Raw genomic sequence first — 21,713 nt, forward strand, 5'->3', positions numbered from 1 at the left:
AACGCTCGGCTGGGAAACCCCAGCCGAGCGCCTGCATAAACTGCTCGCGGCCTGATCAACACGACCACGTGTTGCAACGACCCCTAGAAACCGCCCGTTCCGTGGGGCCCTTCCCCTTGCGCCGGCGGGCGGTTCAGGCCGAGACGCGCTCCCGGGCGGCGCCGGACACGGCCGCCCGCGCCCGCTCCTTCGCCTTGGCCGTGTCCCGCTTCGCGACCTCCTCCCGCACCAGCGGAATCACCTGGCGGCCGAAGTCGATCGCATCGTCCAGCAGGTCGTAGCCGCGGGCGGAGAGCACCTCCACCCCCAGGTCGTAGTAGTCGAGCAGCGCCTGCGCCACCGTCTCCGGCGTCCCGACCAGCGCGGTCGAGTTCCCCGCCCCGCCCGTCTCCGCCGCCGTCGGCGTCCACAGCGCCCGGTCATGGCGTTCGCCCTGGCGGGCCACGGCGAGCAGCCGCTGCGAGCCGGTGTTCTCCGGGTCCTTCACCGGGTGACGGCGGCTCGCCGCGCCACCGGACCTCCGCGCCCGGATCCGCGCCAGGGTGTCGTGCGCCTTCTCCCAGGCCAGCTCCTCCGTCGGCGCGATGATCGGGCGGAACGCCACCTGGATCCTCGGCACGTCGGAGCGCCCGGCCGCGGCCGCCGCCGCCCGTACCGAGGCGATCTGCTCCGCCGTCTGCGCGAGCGGCTCGCCCCACAGGCAGTAGATGTCCGCCTCGGCGCCCCCGGCCGCGTACGCGGCGGGCGACGAACCACCGAACGACACCAGCGGATACGGCTCCTGCACCGGGAAGGTGTCACTGACGAAATCATGGAAGCGGTAGTACGCGCCCTCGTGATCGAAGGGCTCCCGGCTCGTCCAGGCGCGCTTCACGAGACGGATGTACTCCAGGGTGCGCGCGTACCGTTCGTCCTTCGTCAGGAAGTCGCCCTCCCGCCGCTGTTCGTGATCGTTGCCGCCGGTGATGAAGTGCACCGCCAGCCGGCCGTCGCTGATCGCGTCAAGGGTGGCGAACGTCTTCGCGGCGAACGTCGGATACGACACGTTGGGGCGGTGCGCGACCAGGATCCCCAGCGTCTCCGTGCGGGACGCGACGTACGCCGCCGCGGGCGAGGGGTCCGGGGACCCGGAGCCGTACGCGAACAGCACCCGGTCCCAGCCGTACTCCTGGTGCGCCCGCGCCAGCTTGAGCGTGTACTCCTTGTCGAAGGACGCGCCCGAACGGGCGGTCACCTCGGAACCGTCGTTCGTCGCGGCGATACCGAGAAACTCCACAGGCATGATGCGGCCTCATCTCACAAGTGAGGAAGGGAAGATGGAGTCTTGGGACGGCACCGGGCCGTCGTCACCGACCGCAACACGACGCCGACCACACTCGACCGAAGTCGATGTGATCGCGCGTGACCAACCGCAGCTCAGGACGCATCACGCCAGTGGAACAAGGAGTTTGGCGGTACGTCAACGGGCGACGGTCCCCGACCGGCACTGTTCATACGGTGTTATCGACGGGCCGTCCGCCGTGGTGCCTACGACCCGCGAGCCTCGGGCTCCGGCGGCTCGTCGTCCGCCTGCTCCCCGGCCCTCTCCTCCTGCGCCTCCGCCACCCGCTTCTCGTCCTGCAGCTTCCGACGCTCTTCCTCGGCCCGCTCCTTGGCGCTCTTCTTCGCCATGACGGCTCCTCACCTTCGCCGGTCACGGGCGCGGCAGGGTGCGTACGCCCGCTCCCCAGGAATCCACAGCTCCGGCCGGAGCGAGAGGTTCAGGTGCTCCGCGCGGGTGAGCGGCGGTCGGTTCCACCCGGACGGCCCGCCGTGGCCAGGGCTCGTGCCAGCGCGCGCAGGTCGTCGGCGCGCAGGACGCGGCCGTATCCGGGGAGCGGTACGTGGAGGGCCGACAGCCAGGCGCCCGGGATCGCCTCCTCGCCGTACACCGCGCCCGCCAGCATCCCCGTCACCGCCGCCACCGTGTCCGTGTCGCCGCCGAGGTCCACCGCGGCCGCGAGGGCGTCCTCGAACGTGTCCGTCGTCCGCAGGGCCCACAGTGTGGAGCCCAGGCACGGCCAGACCGCGCCGTTGAACTCGGTGGCCTCGGACGGGTGCCAGGTGGGGGAGAGGACCACGGCCCAGCGGGCCCGGTGCGGCACGGCCACCTCCGCCAGCGCCGACGGCACCGCCGCGAGCGGGTCCCCGCCCGCGAGGGCGACCCGGACTAGATAGTGGAGGACGGCCGTGCCCTCCCACGCGGCGGCGTCCCCGTGGGTGAGCGCGGCGATCCGGCGGGCGGCCGCCGTCGTGGCCTCCTGACCCGCGGCGGCGAAGTACACCGCGGAGGTGGCGGCCCGCATCAGCGAACCGTTGCCCGCGGCCCGGCCGTTGTGCTGGAAATGCAAGTCCGCGGCCGCATCCCAAGGGGCGCCGCTGGTGAGGACCGCCTCCGTCTGGAGGCCGATGTCCTTCGGGTCCGCCGCGGCCCACCGCCGGAAGCGGTCGAACAGGTCGGGCAGGTCGAGCCCGCCCCGTTCGAGGAGCGACTCCCCGACGAGGACGGCCATCTGCGTGTCGTCCGTGGCCTCGCCCGGGTCCCAGCCGCCGCCCCCGCACATCCGCCCGGCGCCGTCCGGGAAGCGGGCGCGGAAGACGCCGGGCAGGCCGAACTCGAAGGGCGCGCCAAGGGCGTCGCCGACGGCGGACCCGAGGACGCAGCCGGATGCGCGATGCATCCGGTCAGCTTAGGCCGCTCGCCCTCGCGGAGCCCGGGCTTTTGCGCGACGCCGTGGACCGTATGGCGAGGAAGAGCAGCAGGCCGATGGGGGAGAGGAGGATGGTGAGGACCAGCAGGGGGCCCATCAGGAGCGGGGAGAGGCCGAGCCGCCGCGACTGGAGGAACATCCACTGGCCCAGCAGCAGGTCCCAGGCGATGACCTGCGCCCAGATCGCGCCCGCGCCGTCCGCGTACGCGGTCAGGGCGCGGAATCCGTCGAGGGACGGGCGGCTCACGGTCGCCCACAGCTCCGGGAACACCGGGACCGCCAGGCCGAGGTAGACGGCGAGGATCGGCAGGACGGTCAGCGGTGAGGCGGCGATGCGCAGGGTCCAGGACCAGCGCGGGGCGAAGATCATCAGCAGCCAGAGCGGCGCGGCGAGCCAGAAGGCGAGATCGAAGAGGAAGCTCGTCATGCCGACGCCCCCGCCTTGGTCCCGGCGGTGGCCGTCGCGGCGTGCGGCCGGCCCCGTACGGCCACCGCCGCCCAGCTCGCCGCCGCCGCAGCGGCCACGATCAGCGCGAGCGTCGTGAGGGTCACCGCGTCCGGGTGGATCAGGGACTGGCCGCGCAGCGCCTGCCAGGTGGCCAGCGCGAAGAGCGCCGCGTACGTCCCCGCCGCCACCAGCGTCAGCCGGGTGCGCACGCGGTCGTCGCGCAGCCGGGCGAAGCGGGGCGCCAGGACGGCCAGGAGGAGCAGGACCAGCGGCAGGGCCTGCAGGGCGTGCATGCCGAAGAAGTGGCCGATCCGCAGGTCGCCGCCGGTCGTCGACCAGCCGGTGAGGGGCATGGACGGCCCGCCGTCGGCCACGCCGACGCTGTGCGCGCCGACGAAGTCGGAGCCGTCGCGGCCGCCCGCCGCGCGCTGCCCCGGCGTCGGCTGCGTCATCAGGAACCCGACGCCCGCGCCCGCGAGGGCGATGACCGCGCCGAGGCGTACGGCCCAGGCCGAGGCCCGGTCCGCGATCCGGGCCCGGAAGAGAAGGATCGCGATGACCAGCGCGCCGCCCCACAGCACGACGACGGTGGCGCCCATGGCGTCGAAGATCGCGGCGTCGAGTGGGGTGGCGACGTTGAAGTGGCTGCGCTTGCCCCGGAAGACCTGCGTGGTGATCAGGACCATCTCGACGGCGCTCGCGACGGCCACGACCGTGCCCGCCCACCAGCCGGCGCGGCGGGCGCGGATGAGCAGCGACAGCATCCACGCGAGCGAGAGCGAGTAGGCGATGAAGGAGACCGAGAACTTGAAGGGCTTGAACCAGATCGGTGCGCCGGTCAGTACGCGGTCGTCGACGATCAGCCCGCCGATCGACACGAAGGTCATGACGACCATCGAGCCCGCGAACCAGACGAGCGGCCGGTGCCAGGACGACAGAGGTCCGGCAGTGGACATGGAACACCCCCGAATATGAATGGATAGCGGCGCTTACCGCTATCTGATAGTGAGACTATCTATGATGGGGGGCGGGTTTGCAAGGACGGGAAAGGTGAACGCAGCGTGCGTATCGGCGAGTTGAGCCGCAGGACCGGGGTCTCGGTCCCGACGATCAAGTACTACGTACGGGAAGGGCTGCTGCCGGCCGGGCAGCTGACGAGCCCGAACCAGGCCTCGTACGACGCGACGCACGAACGCCGCCTGAAGTTGATCCGGGCCCTGATCGACATCGGGGGGTTGCCGGTGGCGGGCATCCGTGAGGTGCTGGCCGCGATCGACGACCGGGAGCGTCCCGTGCACAAGATGCTGGGCGCGGCCGCCGACCGGGTCGTGCCGCGCTACACCGACGAGCCGGGGCCGGGTATCGCCGCCTCGCGCGCGGCGGTCGCGCGGCTGGTCGAGCGGCGCGGGTGGCGTGCGCCGGCGGACTGTCCGGCGGGGGAGGCGCTGGCGGTGGCGCTGGCGGCGCTCGCGGACGTCGGGCACGGGGGGTTCGCGACGGTCCTGGACACGTACGCGGACGCGGCCGAACGGGTCGCCGACGCGGACCTCGCGTACGTCGCCCACAGCGTGGCCCGGGAGGACCTCGTGGAGAGCACGGTCATCGGCACGGTCCTCGGCGACGCGGTCTTCGGCGCCCTACGCAGACTGGCCCACATCGACGCCTCAGCCCGCCACTACGGCACCCTCACGGATGCGACCCCCGCCGAGGGCGCCGGGCCGCGGACGACCCCGCACGCCGGCCGCGACGCCGACGCGATGGGCTGACGCTGGCTTCCCCCGCCCCCGCCACGGCTGACGGGCGGAGCTGAGTCATGCCCGGCTCCGACCCCGACGCGGACACGACCGGCTGAGGCGGACGGCGGGCGGGGGCCGGCGCGCGCTGACACGGCCCTGCCGGGCGCCGTCCGGGCCCCGCGGCGCTTCCCCCGCCACCGCTGAAAGCCCGCCGCCCCCGCCCGGCAGGCAGCCTTCGTCCCACGGCTCCTCGCCGAGGGGTGGGGGGCCCGGAGGGCCTCTCAGGCCCCCGCCGTCTCCTGCTCCCGTTCCACCTGGTCGTTCCATTCGCGCTTCACCGCGCGCCACGCCTCGTCCGTCTGGCCCAGTCGCCAGTAGCCCGAGATCGACAGGCGCTCGCGCGGCACCTCGCGCTCCAGGCGGAGGTGGCGGCGGAGGTCCTTCACGACGCCCGCCTCGCCGTGGACGAAGGCGTGGACGTCGCCCGACGGGAAGTCCAGGCCGCGGACCGCGGCGAGGAGGGCCTCGCCCGGTGGGCGGGCGCCGCGGTGGAGCCAGGTCGGGGTGATGCCTGAGGCCGTCGTCAGTTTCTGCTCCTCCTCTGGGCCCGCCACCTCCACGAAGGCGTGGACCAGCGAGCCCTCCGGTAGGCGCTCCAGAGCCACCGCGATCGCGGGCAGCGCGCTCTCGTCGCCCGCCAGGAGGTGCCAGTCGGCGTGCGGGTCCGGGGCGTAGCCGCCGCCGGGGCCGAGGAAGCGGATCACGTCGCCCGGCTGGGCGCTCGCGGCCCAGGGGCCGGCCAGGCCCTCGTCGCCGTGGACGACGAAGTCGATGGTCAGCTCGCAGTGCAGGGCGTCCCACGCCCGCACGGTGTACGTACGGGTGGTGGGCCACTGGTCGCGGGGGAACTCCGCGCGGATCCGCTCCATGTCGAACGGCTCCGGGTACCTCACCCCGTCCGCCGCGAAGAGCAGCTTGACGTAGTGGTCGGTGAACTCGCCGGCGCCGAAGCTCGCCAGCCCCTCCCCACCGAGGACCACCCGCACCATGTGCGGGGTGATCCGCTCCGTGCGCACCACGTGCGCCTCGCGGGCCTGCGGTGCCTTACGGGCCGGCTGATCTGCCACGGCGCTCTCCCCTGACTGTGGTCACTTAGGCTTGCCTAAGCTAACACTTCAGGCGGGGAGTTTCACGGTCGACCGCATTCGTCCGGATTCACCCGGGGGGGGCGCCCAACAGGACGCGCCCCCTTCCGCACCGCTCGCGCCCCCTCACCGCTCCAGCGTCGTCAGCAGCCGCTGCACCGCCCCGCCAAGACCCCACCGCTGCACCAGCTTCTCCAGCGCCGCCGGATCGCGCGGCGCCGTCGGCAGTGCCGGGTCGAAGTCCGGCAGCGGCACGTCCCCGGCCACCCGCACCACCTTCGGCGCCACCGCCACGTACGGCCGCGCCTCGTCGAGCCGCTTGCGCTGGGACGGTGTCAGCTTCGCCTTCGGGTCGTCCACGGCGGCCATGATCCCGGCCAGGTCGCCGAAGGTCTCAAGCAGCTTCGCGGCCGTCTTCTCGCCGATCCCGGGCACCCCCGGCAGGCCGTCGCTCGGGTCGCCGCGCAGCAGCGCCAGGTCCGCGTACCCGGGGCCGTCGACCCCGTACTTGTCCCGCAGCCACACCTCGTCCGTCGCCTGGAGCATGCCGACGCCCTTGAGCGGATACAGCACCCGCACCCCGCGCGCGTCGTCCACCAGCTGGTACAGATCCCGGTCGCCCGTGACGATGTCCACCGGGCCCGCCGCCCGCCCCGCGAGCGTGCCGATGATGTCGTCCGCCTCGTACCCCGCGACCCCCACCCGGGCGATGCCCAGCGCGTCGAGGACCTCCTCGATCACCGGCACCTGCGGCGAGAGCGTGTCCGGGATCTCCTCCACGTCGGGGCCCGTCTCGGTCTCCACCGCCACCCGGTGCGCCTTGTACGAGGGGATCAGCTCGACCCGCCAGTGCGGCCGCCAGTCGGCGTCCATGCAGGCCACCAGGTCGTCCGGGTGGTGGTCCTGAACGAGCCGGGCGATGAAGTCCAGCAGCCCGCGCACGGCGTTGACCGGCGTGCCGTCCGGTGCGCGGACCGAGTCCGGGACCCCGAAATAGGCCCGGAAGTAGAGGGAAGCGGTGTCGAGGAGCATCAGGCGTCGCGTCACACCCCAGATGATGCCGCACCCCACTGACAGTCACCGTCGGTGAGCCGGGTCACCTTTGCGTTTGTCGTGCGAACCCCCGGGCAGGCGCGGGCCCGGAGTGGACCCGGCACCGGATTTCCCGTGGGGAAGGCGGTGTGCCGGGCTGTCACGGGCAGAACCCGTCCCGCTCCACGGCCCGGCCGCGGGGGTGGAGGTAGGTCCCCCAGGACGAAGTCCTAGGGGGAGGGCCGTTTTCGTTCTACGCGTGAGGTATATGTGTCCAGGCTCCAGGCCGACCACCTGTTCAAGGTGTTCGGCAGACGACCCGACGAAGCCGTCGGCAAACTCAACGGCGGCGCAGACCGCGACGAGCTGCGCGCCGAGGGGACCACAGCCGCGGTGATCGACGCCTCGTTCACCGTCGAACCGGGCCAGATCTTCGTCGTCATGGGTCTGTCGGGGTCCGGCAAGTCCACCCTGCTGCGCATGCTCAACGGCCTGCTCGAACCGACCGCCGGACGCGTCCTCTTCGACGGTCAGGACCTCACCGCGCTCAGCCCCTGCGAGCTGCGTGCCGTCCGCGCCAACAAGATCAGCATGGTCTTCCAGCACTTCGCGCTCTTCCCCCACCGCAGCGTGCTCGAGAACGCCGCCTACGGCCTGGAGGTCCAGGGCGTGTCCCGGTCCGAGCGGGAGCGCCGCGCCGCCGAGGCGCTGGAGCTGTGCGGCCTGGCCGGCTGGGAGAAGTCCTGGCCCGACGAGCTCTCCGGCGGCATGCAGCAGCGCGTGGGCCTGGCCCGCGCGCTCGCCACCGACGCCGATCTGCTCCTGATGGACGAGTCGTTCAGCGCCCTCGACCCGCTGATCCGCCGCGACATGCAGGACCAGCTCCTGGAGCTCCAGAAGCGGCTGAAGAAGACGATCGTCTTCATCACCCACGACCTGAACGAGGCCATGCGCCTCGGCGACTCCATCGCCGTCATGCGCGACGGCCGGATCGTCCAGCTCGGCACCGCCGAGGACATCCTGATCCGCCCCGCCAACGACTACGTCGCCTCCTTCATCCAGGACGTCGACCGCACCCGTGTGCTCACCGCCGAGGCCGTCATGACCGCACCGAACCGGCCCGACGCCGGGGACTGCGGCTGCGAGAGCGTCGCCCCCGGCACCCCCGTGGCCGAGGTGTGCGCGGTCAGCGCGCGCGTGCCGCACCCCGTCGCCGTCAGGGACGACCACGGCACGCTCGTCGGAGTCGTACCGCAGTCCCGTCTGATCGGTTTCATCGGCGACGAGCAGCGACCGCCCACGGCCTGCGACCGGCCCGGTCCGCAGCCGGAGAAGGAGGTGGCCCATGCCTAGGCTCACCCTCGGCGACTGGGTCGACCACGGCGTCGACTGGCTCCAGTCCCACCTCTCCTGGCTCTTCGACGCCATCAGCGCCGTCGTCACCGGTCTGTACGACGCCATCGACGCCGCCCTCTCCGCGCCCGAGCCGCTGCTCTTCGCCGGCATCCTTGCCGTCGTCGCCTGGTGGCTGCGCGGACTGGCCGGGGGCCTGCTCGCCTTCGCCGGTTTCGCGCTCATCGACTCCGTCGAGCTGTGGGACGAGGCCATGTCGACGCTGTCGCTCGTCCTCGTCGCGACGCTCGTCACCCTCGTCATCGCGGTCCCGCTAGGCGTCTGGGCCTCCCGCTCCAAGACCGTCAGCGCCGTGGTCCGGCCGGTCCTGGACTTCATGCAGACCATGCCCGCCATGGTCTATCTGATCCCCGGCATCATCTTCTTCGGCGTCGGCGTGGTCCCCGGCATCATCGCCACCATCGTCTTCGCGCTGCCGCCCGGCGTCCGCATGACCGAACTGGGCATCCGCCAGGTCGACGGCGAACTCGTCGAGGCGGCCGAGGCCTTCGGCACCACCCCCCGCAACACCCTGCTGCGGGTGCAGCTGCCGCTCGCGCTGCCGACGATCATGGCCGGCATCAATCAGGTGATCATGCTCGGTCTCTCCATGGTGGTCATCGCCGGCATGGTCGGCGGCGGCGGCCTCGGCGGCGCCGTCTACCGCGCCATCGGCAACGTCGACATCGGCCTCGGCTTCGAGGCCGGCGTCTCCATCGTCGTCCTCGCCATGTACCTGGACCGGATCACCGGCGCGCTCGGCCGCGAGGTCTCCCCGCTGGGCCGCCGCGCCCTCGCCAAGGCACGCTCCCTGACCCGCCGGCCGCAGCTGTGGAACCATCGCCCGCAGCCCGTCGTCGCCGTCGTCGGCGTGGTCGTCCTCGCGCTCGTCGCGGGCGGCATGGGCGTCTTCGGCGGCGCGCCGGCCGCCGGGGCCAAGGGCGCCGGCGACGTCGGCCACGGCAAGAAGATCTCCCTCGGCTACATCCCCTGGGACGAGGGCATCGCCTCCACCTTCCTCTGGAAGGAGGTGCTGGAGCGGCGCGGCTACCGCGTCGACGCCCAGCAGTACGAGGCCGGAGCGCTCTACACCGGTATGGCGGGCGGCCAGATCGACGTCCAGACCGACTCCTGGCTGCCGGTCACCCACGCCACGTACTGGCAGAAGTACCAGAACAAGCTGGAGGACCTCGGCTCCTGGTACGGCCCCACCTCGCTGGAGCTGAGCGTCCCCTCGTACATGAAGGACGTCGACTCGCTCGACGACCTCAAGGGCAAGGGCGGACAGTTCAAGGGCCGCGTCGTCGGCATCGAGCCCAGCGCCGGAATGATGGGCATCCTCAAGGACAAGGTCCTCAAGGAGTACGGCCTCGAAGGCGAGTACAAGGTCGTCGACGGCTCCACCCCCGGCATGCTCGCCGAGCTGAAGCGGGCGTACGCCAAGAAGGAGCCCGTCGTCGTCACCCTCTGGTCCCCGCACTGGGCGTACTCCACGTACGACCTGAAGAAGCTCAAGGACCCCAAGGGCACCTGGGGCAAGGGCGACGGTGTGCACACCCTGGCCCGCAAGGGCTTCTCCGCCGAGCATCCGAAGGTCGGCGCCTGGCTCAAGGACTTCACCCTGAGCGAGGAACAGCTCACCGGCCTGGAGGCGAAGATCCAGACGACCGGCAAGGGCAAGGAGCAGCAGGCCGTCCGCGCCTGGCTCGAGGAGAACCCCGGCCTCGTGGACAAGATGGCCCCGCTGTAGACCCGCGGCGGGACCCTCTGCGGAAGGGGCGGGCGGCACTCGGTGCCGCCCGCCCCTTCCGCCGTTCTCGAATACCCGGGCCCGAAGCTGCGTAGGGTGAGGTGACCGACGAGTACGCGGCCGCGCACGAACACGAGAACGAAAGCGGACGGGCGCGTGGACGAGTGAGCGAGACGACGACGGGCACCACGCAGAGGGAGGGAGCCGGAGAGATGGACGACAAGGAGACGCTTCGGGTGGGCGCCGCCGTCCGGAGGAGACGCAGAGCGCTCCATATGACGCTGGCCGCGGTCGCCGCGCGCAGCGGTCTCTCCGTGCCCTTCCTCAGCCAGATCGAGAACGAGCGGGCCCGCCCCAGCATGCGCTCGCTCCGGCGGGTCGCCGACGCCCTGGACACCACCGCCGCCGAGCTGCTTGCCGCCGCGGACAGCGCCCGTACGGTCGACGTCGTACGGTCGGGCGACGACATGGGTCTCTCGCCGGGCGCCGGCGTGCGCCCCCTGGTCCGCGGCCACCACCAGCTCCAGGCCCTGGAATTCCTCGGCGAACAGGACACCGGACGGGAGTACCAGCACCGCAACGACGAGCTGATGTACGTCGCCGAGGGCTCCGTGGAGATCGAGGCCGAGGGCCGCGCCTACCGTCTTGAGCGCGGCGACACGCTTTACCTCTCGGGCGGCGTACGCCACCGCTGGCGGGCCACCGACCCTGCCACCCGCATCCTCATGGTGGCCGTCGCCGAACACATCGAGACCACCGGCAACCGATGAGGGTCGTCTCGCTCGTCCCCTCCCTGACCGAGGCGATCGCCGTCAGCGCGCCCGGCGTCCTCGTCGGCGCCACCGACTGGTGCACCCACCCCGCCTCCCTCGACGTCGTACGCGTCAAAGGCACCAAGAACCCCGACCTCGCCGCGATCACCGCCCTGCGCCCGGACCTCGTCGTGGCCAACGAGGAGGAGAACCGTGCCCCCGACCTCGCCGCCCTGCGCGCCGCCGGCATCGAGGTCCTCGTCACCGAGATCCGCACCCTCGACCAGGCCTTCCAAGAGCTCGACCGGGTCCTGCGCGCCTGCGCCGTCCCCGCCCGGCCCCGCTGGCTCGACGACGCCGAGGCCGCCTGGGCGGACCTTCCCCCGCTGCCGCCGCGGACGGCCGTCGTGCCGGTCTGGCGCCGCCCGTGGATGGTGCTCGGCCGCGACACCTTCGCCGGCGACGTGCTCGGCCGTCTCGGTGTGCGCCACCTCTACGCCGACCACACCGAGCGCTACCCGCGCATCCCCCTCGACGAACTGCGCGCGAGCGGCGCCGACCTGGTCGTCCTGCCCGACGAGCCGTACCGCTTCACGGCCGACGACGGGCCGGAGGCCTTCGCCCCCCTGCCCGCCGCGCTCGTCAGCGGCCGCCACCTCACGTGGTACGGACCGTCGCTGGCCGAGGCGTCCCGGGTGCTGCGAGCAGCTCTCCGCTGACCAGCCCACGCAGGGTGTGCGCCCCGGCCACCGCCCAGGCCGCCACCAGCGCCACGTACAGCCCGACCGCGAGCCAGCGCAGCGCGTCGAGGCCGGTGTGCAGGGCGAGCCCCTCGGCGCCGGTCGCACAGGTCCCGACCGGGAAGGTGAACGCCCACCACGTCATCGCGAACCCCATGCCCTGGCGGCGGGCCCGCAGCACCATCGCACCGGCCAGCGCCAGCCACAGCAGGGCGAACCCCATCACGGGTATCCCGTAGATCACCGCGAAGGCGGTGAACCCGTCGGCGTACGACGCGGGCAGCACACCGGGCGCCACGTCCGCGAACTTGTTCACGGCGGTCGTCGACTGCCCCAGCGGCCCGAGGACCAGGAAGAGCGTGGGGGTGAGCGCGAGCGGCAGCGGACCGGCCGTCACCAGCCGCCCGAACACCAGCGGCAGCATCACCAGCGTGGCGAGCAGGCTCAGCCCGAACATCGCGTAGCAGCCGAGCAGCATCGCCTGCTGCCACTGCCCGGCGGGCAGGTGCGGCACCAGCAGCGGGCCGAGCGCGGCGGACACCATCGGCGCGACCACGGGCAGCAGCCAGATGGGGGAGGCGCTCTCAACGCGGTGGTGGACGACCATCAGGTACGGGATCGCCACCGCGGCGGCGAGACCTATCACCGTCCCCGCGGTGAACAGCACCGCGTCCACGGCGAGGGCGGCCTGCGGCCCGATCCAGTCCTTCCCCACGATCATCGTGCCGCCGCCGACCGCGAGCAGCGCCATCGCCAGGCAGCCGTAGAAGGGGGCCACGGCCGGGTCGAGCAGATGCTCACGGGCCCGGTCGCGGTGGTGGGTCCAGTGCAGCACGCGCGCGGTGAGCAGGGTCAGGAGCATCACGAAGGAGAGCGCCCACACGACGGTGCAGGCGGTCCGCAGACCCGGCACGTCGACCGGGAGGGTCGCTCCCGCGTTGGCGATGATCGCGGTGCCCATCACCGAGGCGTACCAGTTGGGTCCGAGATGCCGTACGGCCGCCGCCTTGGCCTTGTGGGGTGCGGCGGCGCGGTACGTACGGGGTTGAGCGACGGTTGCCATGCGGCCACCGTCTCCCGGGGGCCGGGCCCCGACCAGGGACCACCGCTCTATGCCGTCATAAGCTGGGTTTATGAGCAGCGACGTACCCCTGTCCCACCGGGTCCCCGACCTCGGCGCCCTCGAACTGCTCCTCGCCGTCGCCCGGCACGGCAGCCTCGGCCGGGCGGCCAAGGAGACCGGGATCACCCAGCCCGCCGCGAGCAGCCGGATCCGCTCCATGGAACGGCAGCTGGGCGTCGCCCTCGTGGACCGCTCACCCCGCGGCTCCCGGCTGACCGACGCGGGCGCCCTGGTCACCGACTGGGCCCGGCGGATCGTCGAGGCGGCGGAGGCCTTCGACGCGGGCGCCCAGGCGCTGCGCGACCGCCGGGACTCGCGGCTGCGGGTCGCGGCCTCCATGACGATCGCCGAATACCTGCTCCCGGGGTGGCTCATCGCCCTGCGCCAGGCCCGCCCCGGCACGGCCGTCTCGCTGCTGGCCGGCAATTCCTCGGCGGTCGCGGCCCGGCTCCTCGGCGGCGAGGCGGACCTCGGGTTCGTGGAGGGCCTGGCCGTGCCGGACGGCCTCGACGGCGTCGTCGTCGCCCACGACCGGCTGACCGTCGTCACGGCCCCCGGCCACCGCTGGGCCCGCCGCCGGGGCTCGGTCGCCCCCGCCGAGGTGGCGGCCACCCCGCTGATCCTGCGCGAACGCGGCTCCGGCACCCGCCAAGTCCTCGACTCGGCGCTCGCCGCCCACGGCGGCCTCGCCGAGCCCCTGCTCGAACTGGCCTCCACGACCGCGGTCAAGGCGGCGGCGGTCAGCGGCGCGGGGCCGGCGGTCCTCAGCGAACTGGCCGTCGCCGAGGAGCTGGCCTCCCGCCGCCTGGTCGAGATCCCGGTCGAAGGCGTCCGGCTCACCCGCGACCTGCGCGCGGTCTGGCCGACGGGCCCCCGCCCGACGGGCCCGGCGCGGGACCTCCTCGCGCTGACCCGCACCTAGGGGCCCCGGGTGGCGGTGGGGCGTCAGCCGGGCCCGGTCCGCGCGCCACCGACTGGGGTCCGTCCCCCTCAGCCGCCCCTCAGCGCCCGCCCGCCGCCGCGACCAGGCCCCGCATCACCCGCTGGTCCTCGCCCATCTCCGGATGCCACTGGACGCCCAGGACCCACTGTTCACCGGGGAGTTCGACCGCCTCGACCGTGCCGTCCTCCGCGTAGGCGCCGACCGTCAGGCCCTTACCGAGGAGGTCGACCGCCTGATGGTGGTACGTGGGGACGGAGGTGGGTTCCGGGACCAGCGAGGCGTAACGGGTCTCCGGCACCGGCGTCACGGAGTGGCTGCTGAAGACGCCCACCTCGACCGCGTGGCCCTCGATGTGCTGGACGAGCGTGCCGCCGAGCGCCACGTTCAACAGCTGCATGCCGCGGCAGATCCCCAGCAGCGGGGTGCCGGCGGCGAGCGCGGCGTCGATCAGGGCCAGTTCCCAGGAGTCCCGCGCCCGGGCGGGCGGTCCCGTACGCGGCCCGGGCTCGGCTCCGTACCGTACGGGCTCCACGTCCGCGCCGCCCGCCACCACCAGACCGTCCAGCCGGGCCACGGCCTCGGCCGCGCGGGCCGGGTCGTCCGGCGGGAGCATCGCCGCGAGACCTCCAGAGGCCTGCACGAGCCGCGGGTACCCGGCCGGCAGCAGCGCCGCCGGCAGGTCCCACACGTTCCAGCGGGCGGAGTCCTCCAGGTAGGTCGTCACACCGATGAGCGGCAGGGTCACGGTCGTGCCTCCAGAACAGTCCGTACGAAGAGGGGGTCAGTCACGCATCAGTTCGGCCTCGGCCGCGGCCAGCGCCGCGAACTCCTCCTCGGGGGCGCCGGCCACCAGGCGGTGCCGACTGTAGAACGCGAAGTAGGCGAGGGCGATCGCGTAGACACCGAGCGCCATGAACGCCGCCTCCCGGTCCACCAGGAACGTCGCCACCAGCGCCGACAGGGCAAGGACGAACGCCACCGACGACGTCACCACTCCGCCGGGGGTGCGGTACGGCCGCTCCAGGTGCGGTTCGCGCCGCCGCAGCACGATGTGCGAGAGCGCCATCAGGGCGTAGCTGATCGTCGCGCCGAACACCGCGATGTTCAGCATCCGCGCCCCGTTCCCCGTCCCCGCCGCGAGCGCGAAACCGATCGCGCCCGGGATCAGCAGGCCGAGGTACGGCGACTTGCGACGGCTCGTCAGGGAGAGGAAGCGGGGCAGATAACCGGCCCGGGACAGCGCGAAGAGCTGCCGCGAACCGGCGTAGATGAGGGAGAAGAACGACGCCACGAGCCCGGCCAGGCCCGCGTAGTTGACGAAGCGGCTGAGCGCCGTCGGGTCGCCGTCCCCCTGGAGCGCCACCACCAGCGGGTTCCCCGCCTCCTGGATGGCGGCCGAGCCGCGGGCCCCGGTGGCCGCGAAGAAGGTCACCACCGCGAGCAGGACCAGGATCGACATGGACAGGGCGAGCGCCTTCGGCATGGAGCGGACCGGGTCCTTGGCCTCCTCCGCGGCGAGCGGCACCCCCTCGACCCCGAGGAAGAACCACATGCCGAACGGAAACGCCGCCCAGATCCCGAGGAGCCCGTACGGCAGCCAGGAGTTGGCGCCGAAGGCGCTCTCGTCGACCGGGATGTCGTCGAGGCCGCCGGCTTGGAAGTCGCCGAGCGCGCCGAGCGCGAAGATCAGCAGCGCGGCCACCGCGATCGCCGTCACGATCAGGCTGAAGCGCAGGGCCTCGCCGACACCCCACAGATGGATCCCGATGAAGACCGCGAAGCAGGCGAGGTAGACGGGCCAGCCGGACTCCAGACCGAACAGGCCCAGCGATTCGACGTAGTCGCCGATGAAGATGGAGATCGCGGCGGGGGCGAGGATGTACTCGATGAGGATCGCGGTGCCGGTGAGGAAGCCGCCCCAGGTGCCGAGCGCCCGGCGCGCGAAGCCGTAACCGCCGCCCGCGGTGGGCAGGATCGCCGACAGCTCGGCGAGCGCGAAGACCAGACAGGCGTACATCGCGCCCATCAGGAGGGTGGCGAGGGCGAGTCCGCCGAAGCCGCCCTTGGAGAGTCCGATGTTCCAGCCGGAGAAGTCGCCGGAGACGACGTAGGCGACGCCGAGCCCGGTGAGCAGCAGCCAGCCGGCGCTGCCGCGCCGAAGGGCCCGCCGCTTGAGGTAGTCGTCGGGTGGTGTGGCGCTCCCGGTGGTGTCTTCCAGCGTCATGGCAGAGCTCCCGCGTCGGGCCCAATGGAATGGGACCATACCTTTGCGCCGAGGTGGCCGGAACGCAAGACCCGTGCGTTACTTTCGGGTTACGTGACGGCGAGAGCCCGCGCGCCCCTCGGGTGAGGAAGACCCCGCACGCCTAGGCGCCTCTCGGGTGAGGAAGACCCGCACCCTCATGGCCGTCCCTCGGGTGAGGAAGACCGTGCATCGCGGAGGCCGCCCCTCAGGCGAGGAAGCCCCGCAGCAGCGCCGCCGTGCCCCCGCAGTGCTCCCGCATCACCTCGCGCGCCCCGTCCGCGTCGCCGTCGAGGATCGCCTCGACCAGCGCCGTGTGCTGGTGCTGGGAGTGCTCCAGGTTCCGTACGAGCAGCGGGATGCCGTCCAGGAGGTCGTTCACCGTCGCCCGCACCGCCGCGTACTGCGCCGTCAGGGTCGCCGAGCCGGACAGCTCCGCGATCGTCAGATGCAGCAGCGTGTCCTGCCGGCGGTAGTCGCCCAGCTCCGCGTCGTGGGTGGCCGCCAGCGCCGTACGCAGCCGCTCGGCACCCTCCTCGGGCAGGCCGTGCGCTGCGCACAGCCCGGCCGCGCCCACCTCCAGGACCTCCCGGAAACGCAGTGTGTCCTCGATGTCCACCGCCGCGATCCGGCGGCGCAGCTCCTCCTCGCCGGCCGTCCGCGGGCGCTGTCGTACGAACGTTCCGCCGTACCGGCCGCGGCGGCTCTCCACGAGACCCTGCTCCTGGAGCACCTTGAGCACCTCGCGCAGCGTCACCCGGCTGATCCCCATCCGCTCCGCCAGCTCCCGCTCGGCCGGCAGCCGCTCCCCGCCGGGCACCAGTCCGAGCCGTACGACCTGCAGGATCTGCTCCAGCGCCTCCTCGAAACCGTTGCCCGCCCGCACCGGCCGCAGGACCGGTGTCAGCCGGTCCGGTCCCTCGGCGGGGCGGTCGGCCGCACCGTCCGCCGCCGCGCCCGCCGTGTCATTCGTCCTCGCCACGTTGTCGATTCCCCTTCCCAAGCAATGGTCTTCGGCAATACCTTATGGCTCCCGGCTGACCCAAGGAGGCACCATCCCGTGGCAGACCGCAAACCCCCGCTCGCCGTCGAGGAGCTCCGTGCCCTTGTCGCGACCGGTGAGATCGACACAGTCGTCCTGGCCTTCCCCGACATGCAAGGGCGGCTCCAGGGCAAGCGGTTCGCCGCACCGTTCTTCCTCGACGAGGTCCTGGAGCACGGCACCGAGGGGTGCAACTACCTCCTCGCCGTGGACGTGGACCTGAACACCGTCGACGGCTACGCCATGTCCTCCTGGGAGCGCGGCTACGGCGACTTCGCCATGCGCCCCGACCTGACCACCCTGCGCCGCGTCCCCTGGAACGAAGGCACGGCGATGCTCGTCGCCGACCTTGCCTGGAATGACGGCTCACCCGTCGTCGCCGCCCCCCGCCAGATCCTCCGCCGCCAGCTGGAGCGCCTCGCCGCCCACGGCTGGACCGCCCACGTCGGCACGGAGCTCGAGTTCATCGTCTTCAAGGACACCTACGAGCAGGCCTGGGACGCGAACTACCGGAACCTGACCCCGGTCAACCAGTACAACGTCGACTACTCGGTCCTCGGCACCGGCCGCGTCGAGCCCCTGCTGCGCCGGATCCGCAACGAGATGGCCGCCGCCGGCCTGACCGTCGAATCCGCCAAGGGCGAGTGCAACCCCGGCCAGCACGAGATCGCCTTCAAGTACGACGAGGCCCTCGTCACCTGCGACCAGCACGCCGTCTACAAGACCGGGGCCAAGGAGATCGCCGCGCAGGAGGGCGTCTCACTCACCTTCATGGCCAAGTACAACGAACGCGAAGGCAACTCCTGCCACATCCACCTCTCGCTCCAGGACAGCACGGGGCGCAATGTGATGGCAGGCGACGGACCCGGTGGCATGTCACCGGTCATGCGTCACTTCCTCGCCGGACAGCTCGCCGCACTGCGCGACTTCTCCCTCCTCTACGCCCCCAACATCAACTCCTACAAGCGCTTCCAGCCCGGCTCCTTCGCGCCCACCGCCGTCGCCTGGGGCTACGACAACCGCACCTGCTCCCTGCGCATCGTCGGCCACGGCCGCTCGATGCGCTTCGAGAACCGCCTCCCCGGCGGCGACGTCAACCCCCACCTCGCCGTCGCCGGCCTCATTGCCGCCGGGCTCCACGGCATCGAGCAGCAGCTCGAACTCCCCGACGCCTGCGAGGGCAACGCCTACACCGGCGACTACGCGCACGTCCCCACCACCCTGCGCGAGGCCGCCGAACTCTGGGAGACCAGCCCCATCGCCAAGGCCGCCTTCGGCGACGAGGTGGTCGCCCACTACCGCAACATGGCCCGCGTGGAACTCGACGCCTTCGACGCCGCGGTGACCGACTGGGAGCTTCGCCGCTCCTTCGAACGCATGTGAGGAACGACGTGTCGTACGAGCACCCCCCTTCCCTCCTCCAGGTCCTCAACCCGGCCACCGAGGAGACCGTCGCCACCGTCCCGGGCGCCTCCGCCGCCGACGTGGACGTCGCCGTCGTACGGGCCACCGCGGCCCAGCGCGGCTGGGCCGCCGCCGCACCGGCCGACCGCGCCCGGCTGCTGCGCCGCTTCGCCGCGGTCGTCGACGACCACATCGAGGAACTCGCCCTCCTCGAGGTCCGCGAAGCCGGCCACACCCTCGGCAACGCCCGCTGGGAAGCCGGCAACGTCCGCGATCTGCTCGACTTCGCCGCCGGGGGAGTGGAACGCCTCAGCGGCCGCCAGATCCCGGTCGCCGGCGGCATCGACATCACCCTCCTCGAACCCCTCGGCGTCGTCGGCGTCATTGCGCCCTGGAACTTCCCCATGCCGATCGCCGCCTGGGGCACCGCCCCCGCCCTCGCGGCCGGCAACGCGGTCATCCTCAAACCCGCCGAGACCACCCCGCTCACCGCCCTGCGCCTGGCCGAACTCGCCCTGGAAGCCGGCCTGCCCGAGCACCTCTTCCAGGTCCTGCCCGGCGAGGGCGCCGTCGCGGGCAACGCCCTCGTCGAACACCCCGGCGTCGCCAAGATCGTCTTCACCGGCTCCACCCGCGTCGGCAAGCAGATCATGGCCCGGAGCGCCGACCTCGTGAAGCGCGTCACCCTGGAACTCGGCGGCAAGAGCCCCAACATCGTCTTCGCCGACGCCGACCTCGAAACCGCCGCGGCCGCCGCCCCCATGGCCTTCCTGGACAACGCCGGCCAGGACTGCTGCGCCCGCACCCGCATCCTCGTCCAGCGCAGTGTGTACGACCGCTTCCTCGACCTGCTCGCCCCCGCGATCGAAGAGATCGTCGTCGGCGACCCGGCCGACGAGAAGACCCAGATGGGCCCGCTCATCTCCCGCGTGCAACTGGACCGCGTACGGTCATATGTCACCGACGACCTCCCGGGCATCCGCGGCACCGCACCCGAAGGACCCGGCTTCTGGTTCCCGCCCACCGTCCTCACCGGCCTGCCCGAGGACGCCCCCTGCGCCACCGAGGAGATCTTCGGCCCCGTCGCTGTCGTCCTGCCCTTCGAGGACGAGGAGGACGCCGTACGGCTCGCCAACGCCACCGACTACGGACTCTCCGGCTCCCTGTGGACCCGGGACATCGGCCGCGCCCTGCGCGTCTCCCGAGCCGTCCAGGCCGGAAACCTCTCCGTCAACTCCCACTCCAGCGTCCGCTACTGGACCCCCTTCGGCGGCTACAAGCAGTCCGGCCTCGGCCGCGAGCTCGGCCCCGACGCCCTCACCGCTTTCACCGAAACCAAGAACGTCTTCATCAGCACGGAGGCCTGAACCACATGACCGCCCGCACCGAAGAGACCGTCTGCCGCCGCCTGGTCGGCCGTACCGCCGTCATCACCGGCGCCGGCAGCGGCATCGGCCTCGCCACCGCCCGCCGCCTCGCCGCCGAGGGCGCCCACGTCGTCTGCGGTGACATCGACGAGACCGCCGGCAAGGCCGCCGCCGAGGAGGTCGGCGGGACGTTCGTCCGCGTCGACGTCACCGACCCCGAGCAGGTCGAGGCGCTCTTCAAGACCGCGTACGACACCTACGGCAGCGTCGACATCGCCTTCAACAACGCCGGCATCTCGCCCCCCGACGACGACTCCATCCTGGAGACCGGTCTCGAAGCCTGGAAGCGCGTCCAGGACGTCAACCTCACCTCCGTCTACCTCTGCTGCAAGGCCGCCATCCCCTACATGCGCCGCCAGGGCAAGGGCTCCATCATCAACACCGCCTCCTTCGTCGCCATCATGGGCGCGGCCACCTCCCAGATCTCCTACACCGCCTCCAAGGGCGGCGTGCTCGCCATGTCCCGCGAACTCGGCGTGCAGTTCGCCCGCGAGGGCATCCGCGTCAACGCCCTGTGCCCCGGCCCGGTCAACACCCCGCTCCTCCAGGAGCTGTTCGCCAAGGACCCCGAGCGGGCCGCGCGTCGCCTGGTGCACATCCCCGTCGGCCGGTTCGCCGAGGCCGACGAGATCGCCGCCGCCGTCGCCTTCCTCGCCAGCGACGACTCCTCGTTCGTCAACGCCACCGACTTCCTCGTCGACGGCGGGATCTCCGGCGCGTACGTGACCCCGCTCTAACCCAGGCCCCCCACCCCCAGACCGCCGCCGCCCCTCCCCGCCCCCCACACCCCCCACCGGCGGCCGGGCGTCCTCGGACGCCCGGCCGCCGTGCTCCCCGGGTCGGTGTACGAGCCCAGAAGTCGCCCTCTAGGGTGACCGGATGAGCATGACGACTCCACCAGGCTGGTACCCGGACCAGGGCGCCCCCGGCACCGAACGCTGGTGGGACGGCGCCGCCTGGACCGCCCACACCCGCCCCCTCCCGGTGACCGTGGCCATGCCGGTGCAGCCGCAGCCGGTGGTGCCGGCGCCCAAAGCCCGGTCCGGGCGCGGCACGATCGCCGTGATCGGGGCCCTCCTCCTCGTCCCCGCCGTCTTCGGCGGCGTCCTGCTCCTGAACGACGAGCGCGACGACGCCCCGCCGCCCGTCGCCACCTCCAGCGCCCCGGCGCCCACGGTGACCTCGGCCGCCCCGACGCCGTCACCCTCGCCGACCGAGGACCCCACCCACGTCACCGACCAGCTCAACGGCATCACCCTGCCCATCCTCAAGGGCTGGAAGAAGCCGGACAACACGCTCGACGACGTCGCGACCGTCACCACCGACGAGAGCTACAAGTGCCCCGGCGACACGAGCCAGTACTGCGACCGCGGCACGGTCTCCTCCCGTACGGTCTCCGGCACCGACGCCGCCACCCCCGAGGCCCTCGCCAAGGAGGACATCGCCACGGCCGCCAAGGCCGCCTACCACGAGGACGCCCTCGGCAACCGCATCCACGGCGGCATCCGCTCCCACACCGTCCTCGCCGCCCGCCCCGCCGTGGTCGCCGGCCGCACCGGCTACCTTGTGCGCTGGCGGGTGATCACCGGCAAGGGCCCCGGCGGCTACGTCCAGTCCCTCGTCTTCCCCTCGTCCCTCGGCAGCGAGTCACCGGTCGTCGTCCGCTTCGCCTTCGACGCCGGACCGGACGGCCCGCCGCTGTCGGCGATGGACGAGATCATGCGGGGCATCAAGCCCATCGGCAGCTCGACCGGCGGCGGAGTGGGCAGCAGCATCGGCCCCTGACC

Annotated in this window: 21 protein-coding genes; 10 read left to right on the top strand and 11 right to left on the bottom strand. The window is 72.5% G+C overall.

The annotated features are described in order from the left end of the window. Positions 1-133 precede the first annotated feature (133 nt). The 5 genes from ACZ7LT_RS27885 to ACZ7LT_RS27905 all read right to left on the bottom strand — a co-directional run bounded on the left by ACZ7LT_RS27885 (position 134) and on the right by ACZ7LT_RS27905 (position 4,094). A complete protein-coding gene (locus ACZ7LT_RS27885; RefSeq protein ID WP_471238873.1) occupies positions 134-1,282 on the bottom strand; it encodes an LLM class flavin-dependent oxidoreductase in 1,149 nt (382 codons plus the stop codon). Between the two features lie 245 nt (positions 1,283-1,527). Then, positions 1,528-1,671 (bottom strand): hypothetical protein, encoded by a 144-nt coding sequence (locus ACZ7LT_RS27890; protein WP_471238874.1) that lies wholly within the window; start codon positions 1,669-1,671, stop codon positions 1,528-1,530. An 89-nt stretch (positions 1,672-1,760) separates the two neighbouring features. Then, on the bottom strand, positions 1,761-2,720 hold the full coding sequence (locus ACZ7LT_RS27895; RefSeq protein ID WP_471238875.1) for an ADP-ribosylglycohydrolase family protein: 960 nt from the start codon (positions 2,718-2,720) through the stop codon (positions 1,761-1,763). A gap of 4 nt (positions 2,721-2,724) precedes the next feature. Continuing rightward, positions 2,725-3,177, bottom strand: a complete 453-nt coding sequence (locus ACZ7LT_RS27900; RefSeq protein ID WP_471238876.1) for an ABA4-like family protein — start codon at positions 3,175-3,177, stop codon at positions 2,725-2,727. Next, entirely contained in the window at positions 3,174-4,094 is a 921-nt protein-coding gene (locus ACZ7LT_RS27905) for a hypothetical protein (protein WP_471239072.1), read from the bottom strand. The genes ACZ7LT_RS27900 and ACZ7LT_RS27905 overlap by 4 nt, the downstream gene beginning before the upstream one ends. 165 nt (positions 4,095-4,259) lie before the next feature. Between ACZ7LT_RS27905 and ACZ7LT_RS27910 the strand changes: the two genes are divergently transcribed. Next, a complete protein-coding gene (locus ACZ7LT_RS27910) occupies positions 4,260-4,964 on the top strand; it encodes a MerR family transcriptional regulator (protein ID WP_471238877.1) in 705 nt (234 codons plus the stop codon). Positions 4,965-5,215: 251 nt separating this feature from the next. On the opposite strand, the gene ACZ7LT_RS27915 is transcribed toward ACZ7LT_RS27910, so the two are convergent. Beyond that, the gene (locus tag ACZ7LT_RS27915; protein WP_471238878.1) at positions 5,216-6,061 is read right to left on the bottom strand and encodes a siderophore-interacting protein; all 846 of its coding nucleotides are present in this window, start codon (positions 6,059-6,061) and stop codon (positions 5,216-5,218) included. A gap of 144 nt (positions 6,062-6,205) precedes the next feature. After that, positions 6,206-7,111: a 5'-3' exonuclease gene (locus ACZ7LT_RS27920; protein ID WP_471239073.1), complete on the bottom strand. Its 906-nt coding sequence runs from the start codon at positions 7,109-7,111 to the stop codon at positions 6,206-6,208. Between the two features lie 270 nt (positions 7,112-7,381). Here ACZ7LT_RS27920 and ACZ7LT_RS27925 point away from each other — a divergent pair, with 270 nt between their 5' ends. From ACZ7LT_RS27925 to ACZ7LT_RS27940, 4 genes are all read left to right on the top strand, one after another. Next, on the top strand, positions 7,382-8,464 hold the full coding sequence (locus tag ACZ7LT_RS27925; protein WP_471238879.1) for a quaternary amine ABC transporter ATP-binding protein: 1,083 nt from the start codon (positions 7,382-7,384) through the stop codon (positions 8,462-8,464). After that, positions 8,457-10,253, top strand: coding sequence for an ABC transporter permease/substrate binding protein (locus ACZ7LT_RS27930; RefSeq protein WP_471238880.1), 1,797 nt, complete (start codon positions 8,457-8,459; stop codon positions 10,251-10,253). The genes ACZ7LT_RS27925 and ACZ7LT_RS27930 overlap by 8 nt, the downstream gene beginning before the upstream one ends. A 212-nt stretch (positions 10,254-10,465) precedes the next feature. Continuing rightward, positions 10,466-11,023, top strand: coding sequence for a helix-turn-helix domain-containing protein (locus ACZ7LT_RS27935; protein WP_471238881.1), 558 nt, complete (start codon positions 10,466-10,468; stop codon positions 11,021-11,023). Beyond that, on the top strand, positions 11,020-11,724 hold the full coding sequence (locus tag ACZ7LT_RS27940) for a helical backbone metal receptor (RefSeq protein ID WP_471238882.1): 705 nt from the start codon (positions 11,020-11,022) through the stop codon (positions 11,722-11,724). The genes ACZ7LT_RS27935 and ACZ7LT_RS27940 overlap by 4 nt, the downstream gene beginning before the upstream one ends. On the opposite strand, the gene ACZ7LT_RS27945 is transcribed toward ACZ7LT_RS27940, so the two are convergent. Then, positions 11,663-12,808 carry a TDT family transporter gene (locus ACZ7LT_RS27945; protein WP_471238883.1) on the bottom strand — a complete coding sequence of 382 codons (1,146 nt, stop codon included), beginning with the start codon at positions 12,806-12,808 and terminating at the stop codon, positions 11,663-11,665. The genes ACZ7LT_RS27940 and ACZ7LT_RS27945 overlap by 62 nt on opposite strands. Positions 12,809-12,878: 70 nt before the next feature. On the opposite strand from ACZ7LT_RS27945, the gene ACZ7LT_RS27950 reads away from it, so the two are divergent. Next, positions 12,879-13,790 (top strand): LysR family transcriptional regulator, encoded by a 912-nt coding sequence (locus tag ACZ7LT_RS27950; RefSeq protein ID WP_471238884.1) that lies wholly within the window; start codon positions 12,879-12,881, stop codon positions 13,788-13,790. 79 nt (positions 13,791-13,869) lie between these two features. Here the strand turns inward: ACZ7LT_RS27950 and ACZ7LT_RS27955 are convergent, their stop codons facing one another. From ACZ7LT_RS27955 to ACZ7LT_RS27965, 3 genes are all read right to left on the bottom strand, one after another. Next, the gene (locus ACZ7LT_RS27955; RefSeq protein WP_471238885.1) at positions 13,870-14,556 is read right to left on the bottom strand and encodes a gamma-glutamyl-gamma-aminobutyrate hydrolase family protein; all 687 of its coding nucleotides are present in this window, start codon (positions 14,554-14,556) and stop codon (positions 13,870-13,872) included. A gap of 36 nt (positions 14,557-14,592) precedes the next feature. Then, positions 14,593-16,035 (bottom strand): ethanolamine permease, encoded by a 1,443-nt coding sequence (gene eat / locus ACZ7LT_RS27960; RefSeq protein WP_471238886.1) that lies wholly within the window; start codon positions 16,033-16,035, stop codon positions 14,593-14,595. A 226-nt stretch (positions 16,036-16,261) separates the two neighbouring features. Beyond that, a complete protein-coding gene (locus ACZ7LT_RS27965; protein WP_471239074.1) occupies positions 16,262-16,960 on the bottom strand; it encodes a FadR/GntR family transcriptional regulator in 699 nt (232 codons plus the stop codon). A 153-nt stretch (positions 16,961-17,113) separates the two neighbouring features. Here ACZ7LT_RS27965 and ACZ7LT_RS27970 point away from each other — a divergent pair, with 153 nt between their 5' ends. The 4 genes from ACZ7LT_RS27970 to ACZ7LT_RS27985 all read left to right on the top strand — a co-directional run bounded on the left by ACZ7LT_RS27970 (position 17,114) and on the right by ACZ7LT_RS27985 (position 21,711). After that, complete coding sequence (locus ACZ7LT_RS27970; protein WP_471238887.1) at positions 17,114-18,478, top strand: glutamine synthetase family protein; 1,365 nt, start codon at positions 17,114-17,116, stop codon at positions 18,476-18,478. Positions 18,479-18,486: 8 nt separating this feature from the next. Beyond that, a complete protein-coding gene (locus ACZ7LT_RS27975) occupies positions 18,487-19,866 on the top strand; it encodes an aldehyde dehydrogenase family protein (protein WP_471238888.1) in 1,380 nt (459 codons plus the stop codon). A 5-nt stretch (positions 19,867-19,871) separates the two neighbouring features. Beyond that, positions 19,872-20,663 (top strand): 3-oxoacyl-ACP reductase, encoded by a 792-nt coding sequence (locus ACZ7LT_RS27980; protein ID WP_471238889.1) that lies wholly within the window; start codon positions 19,872-19,874, stop codon positions 20,661-20,663. Positions 20,664-20,805: 142 nt separating this feature from the next. Beyond that, positions 20,806-21,711, top strand: coding sequence for a DUF2510 domain-containing protein (locus tag ACZ7LT_RS27985; protein ID WP_471238890.1), 906 nt, complete (start codon positions 20,806-20,808; stop codon positions 21,709-21,711). The last annotated feature ends 2 nt before the right edge of the window (positions 21,712-21,713 follow it).

This window comes from Streptomyces sp. NPDC039465, assembly GCF_055639315.1.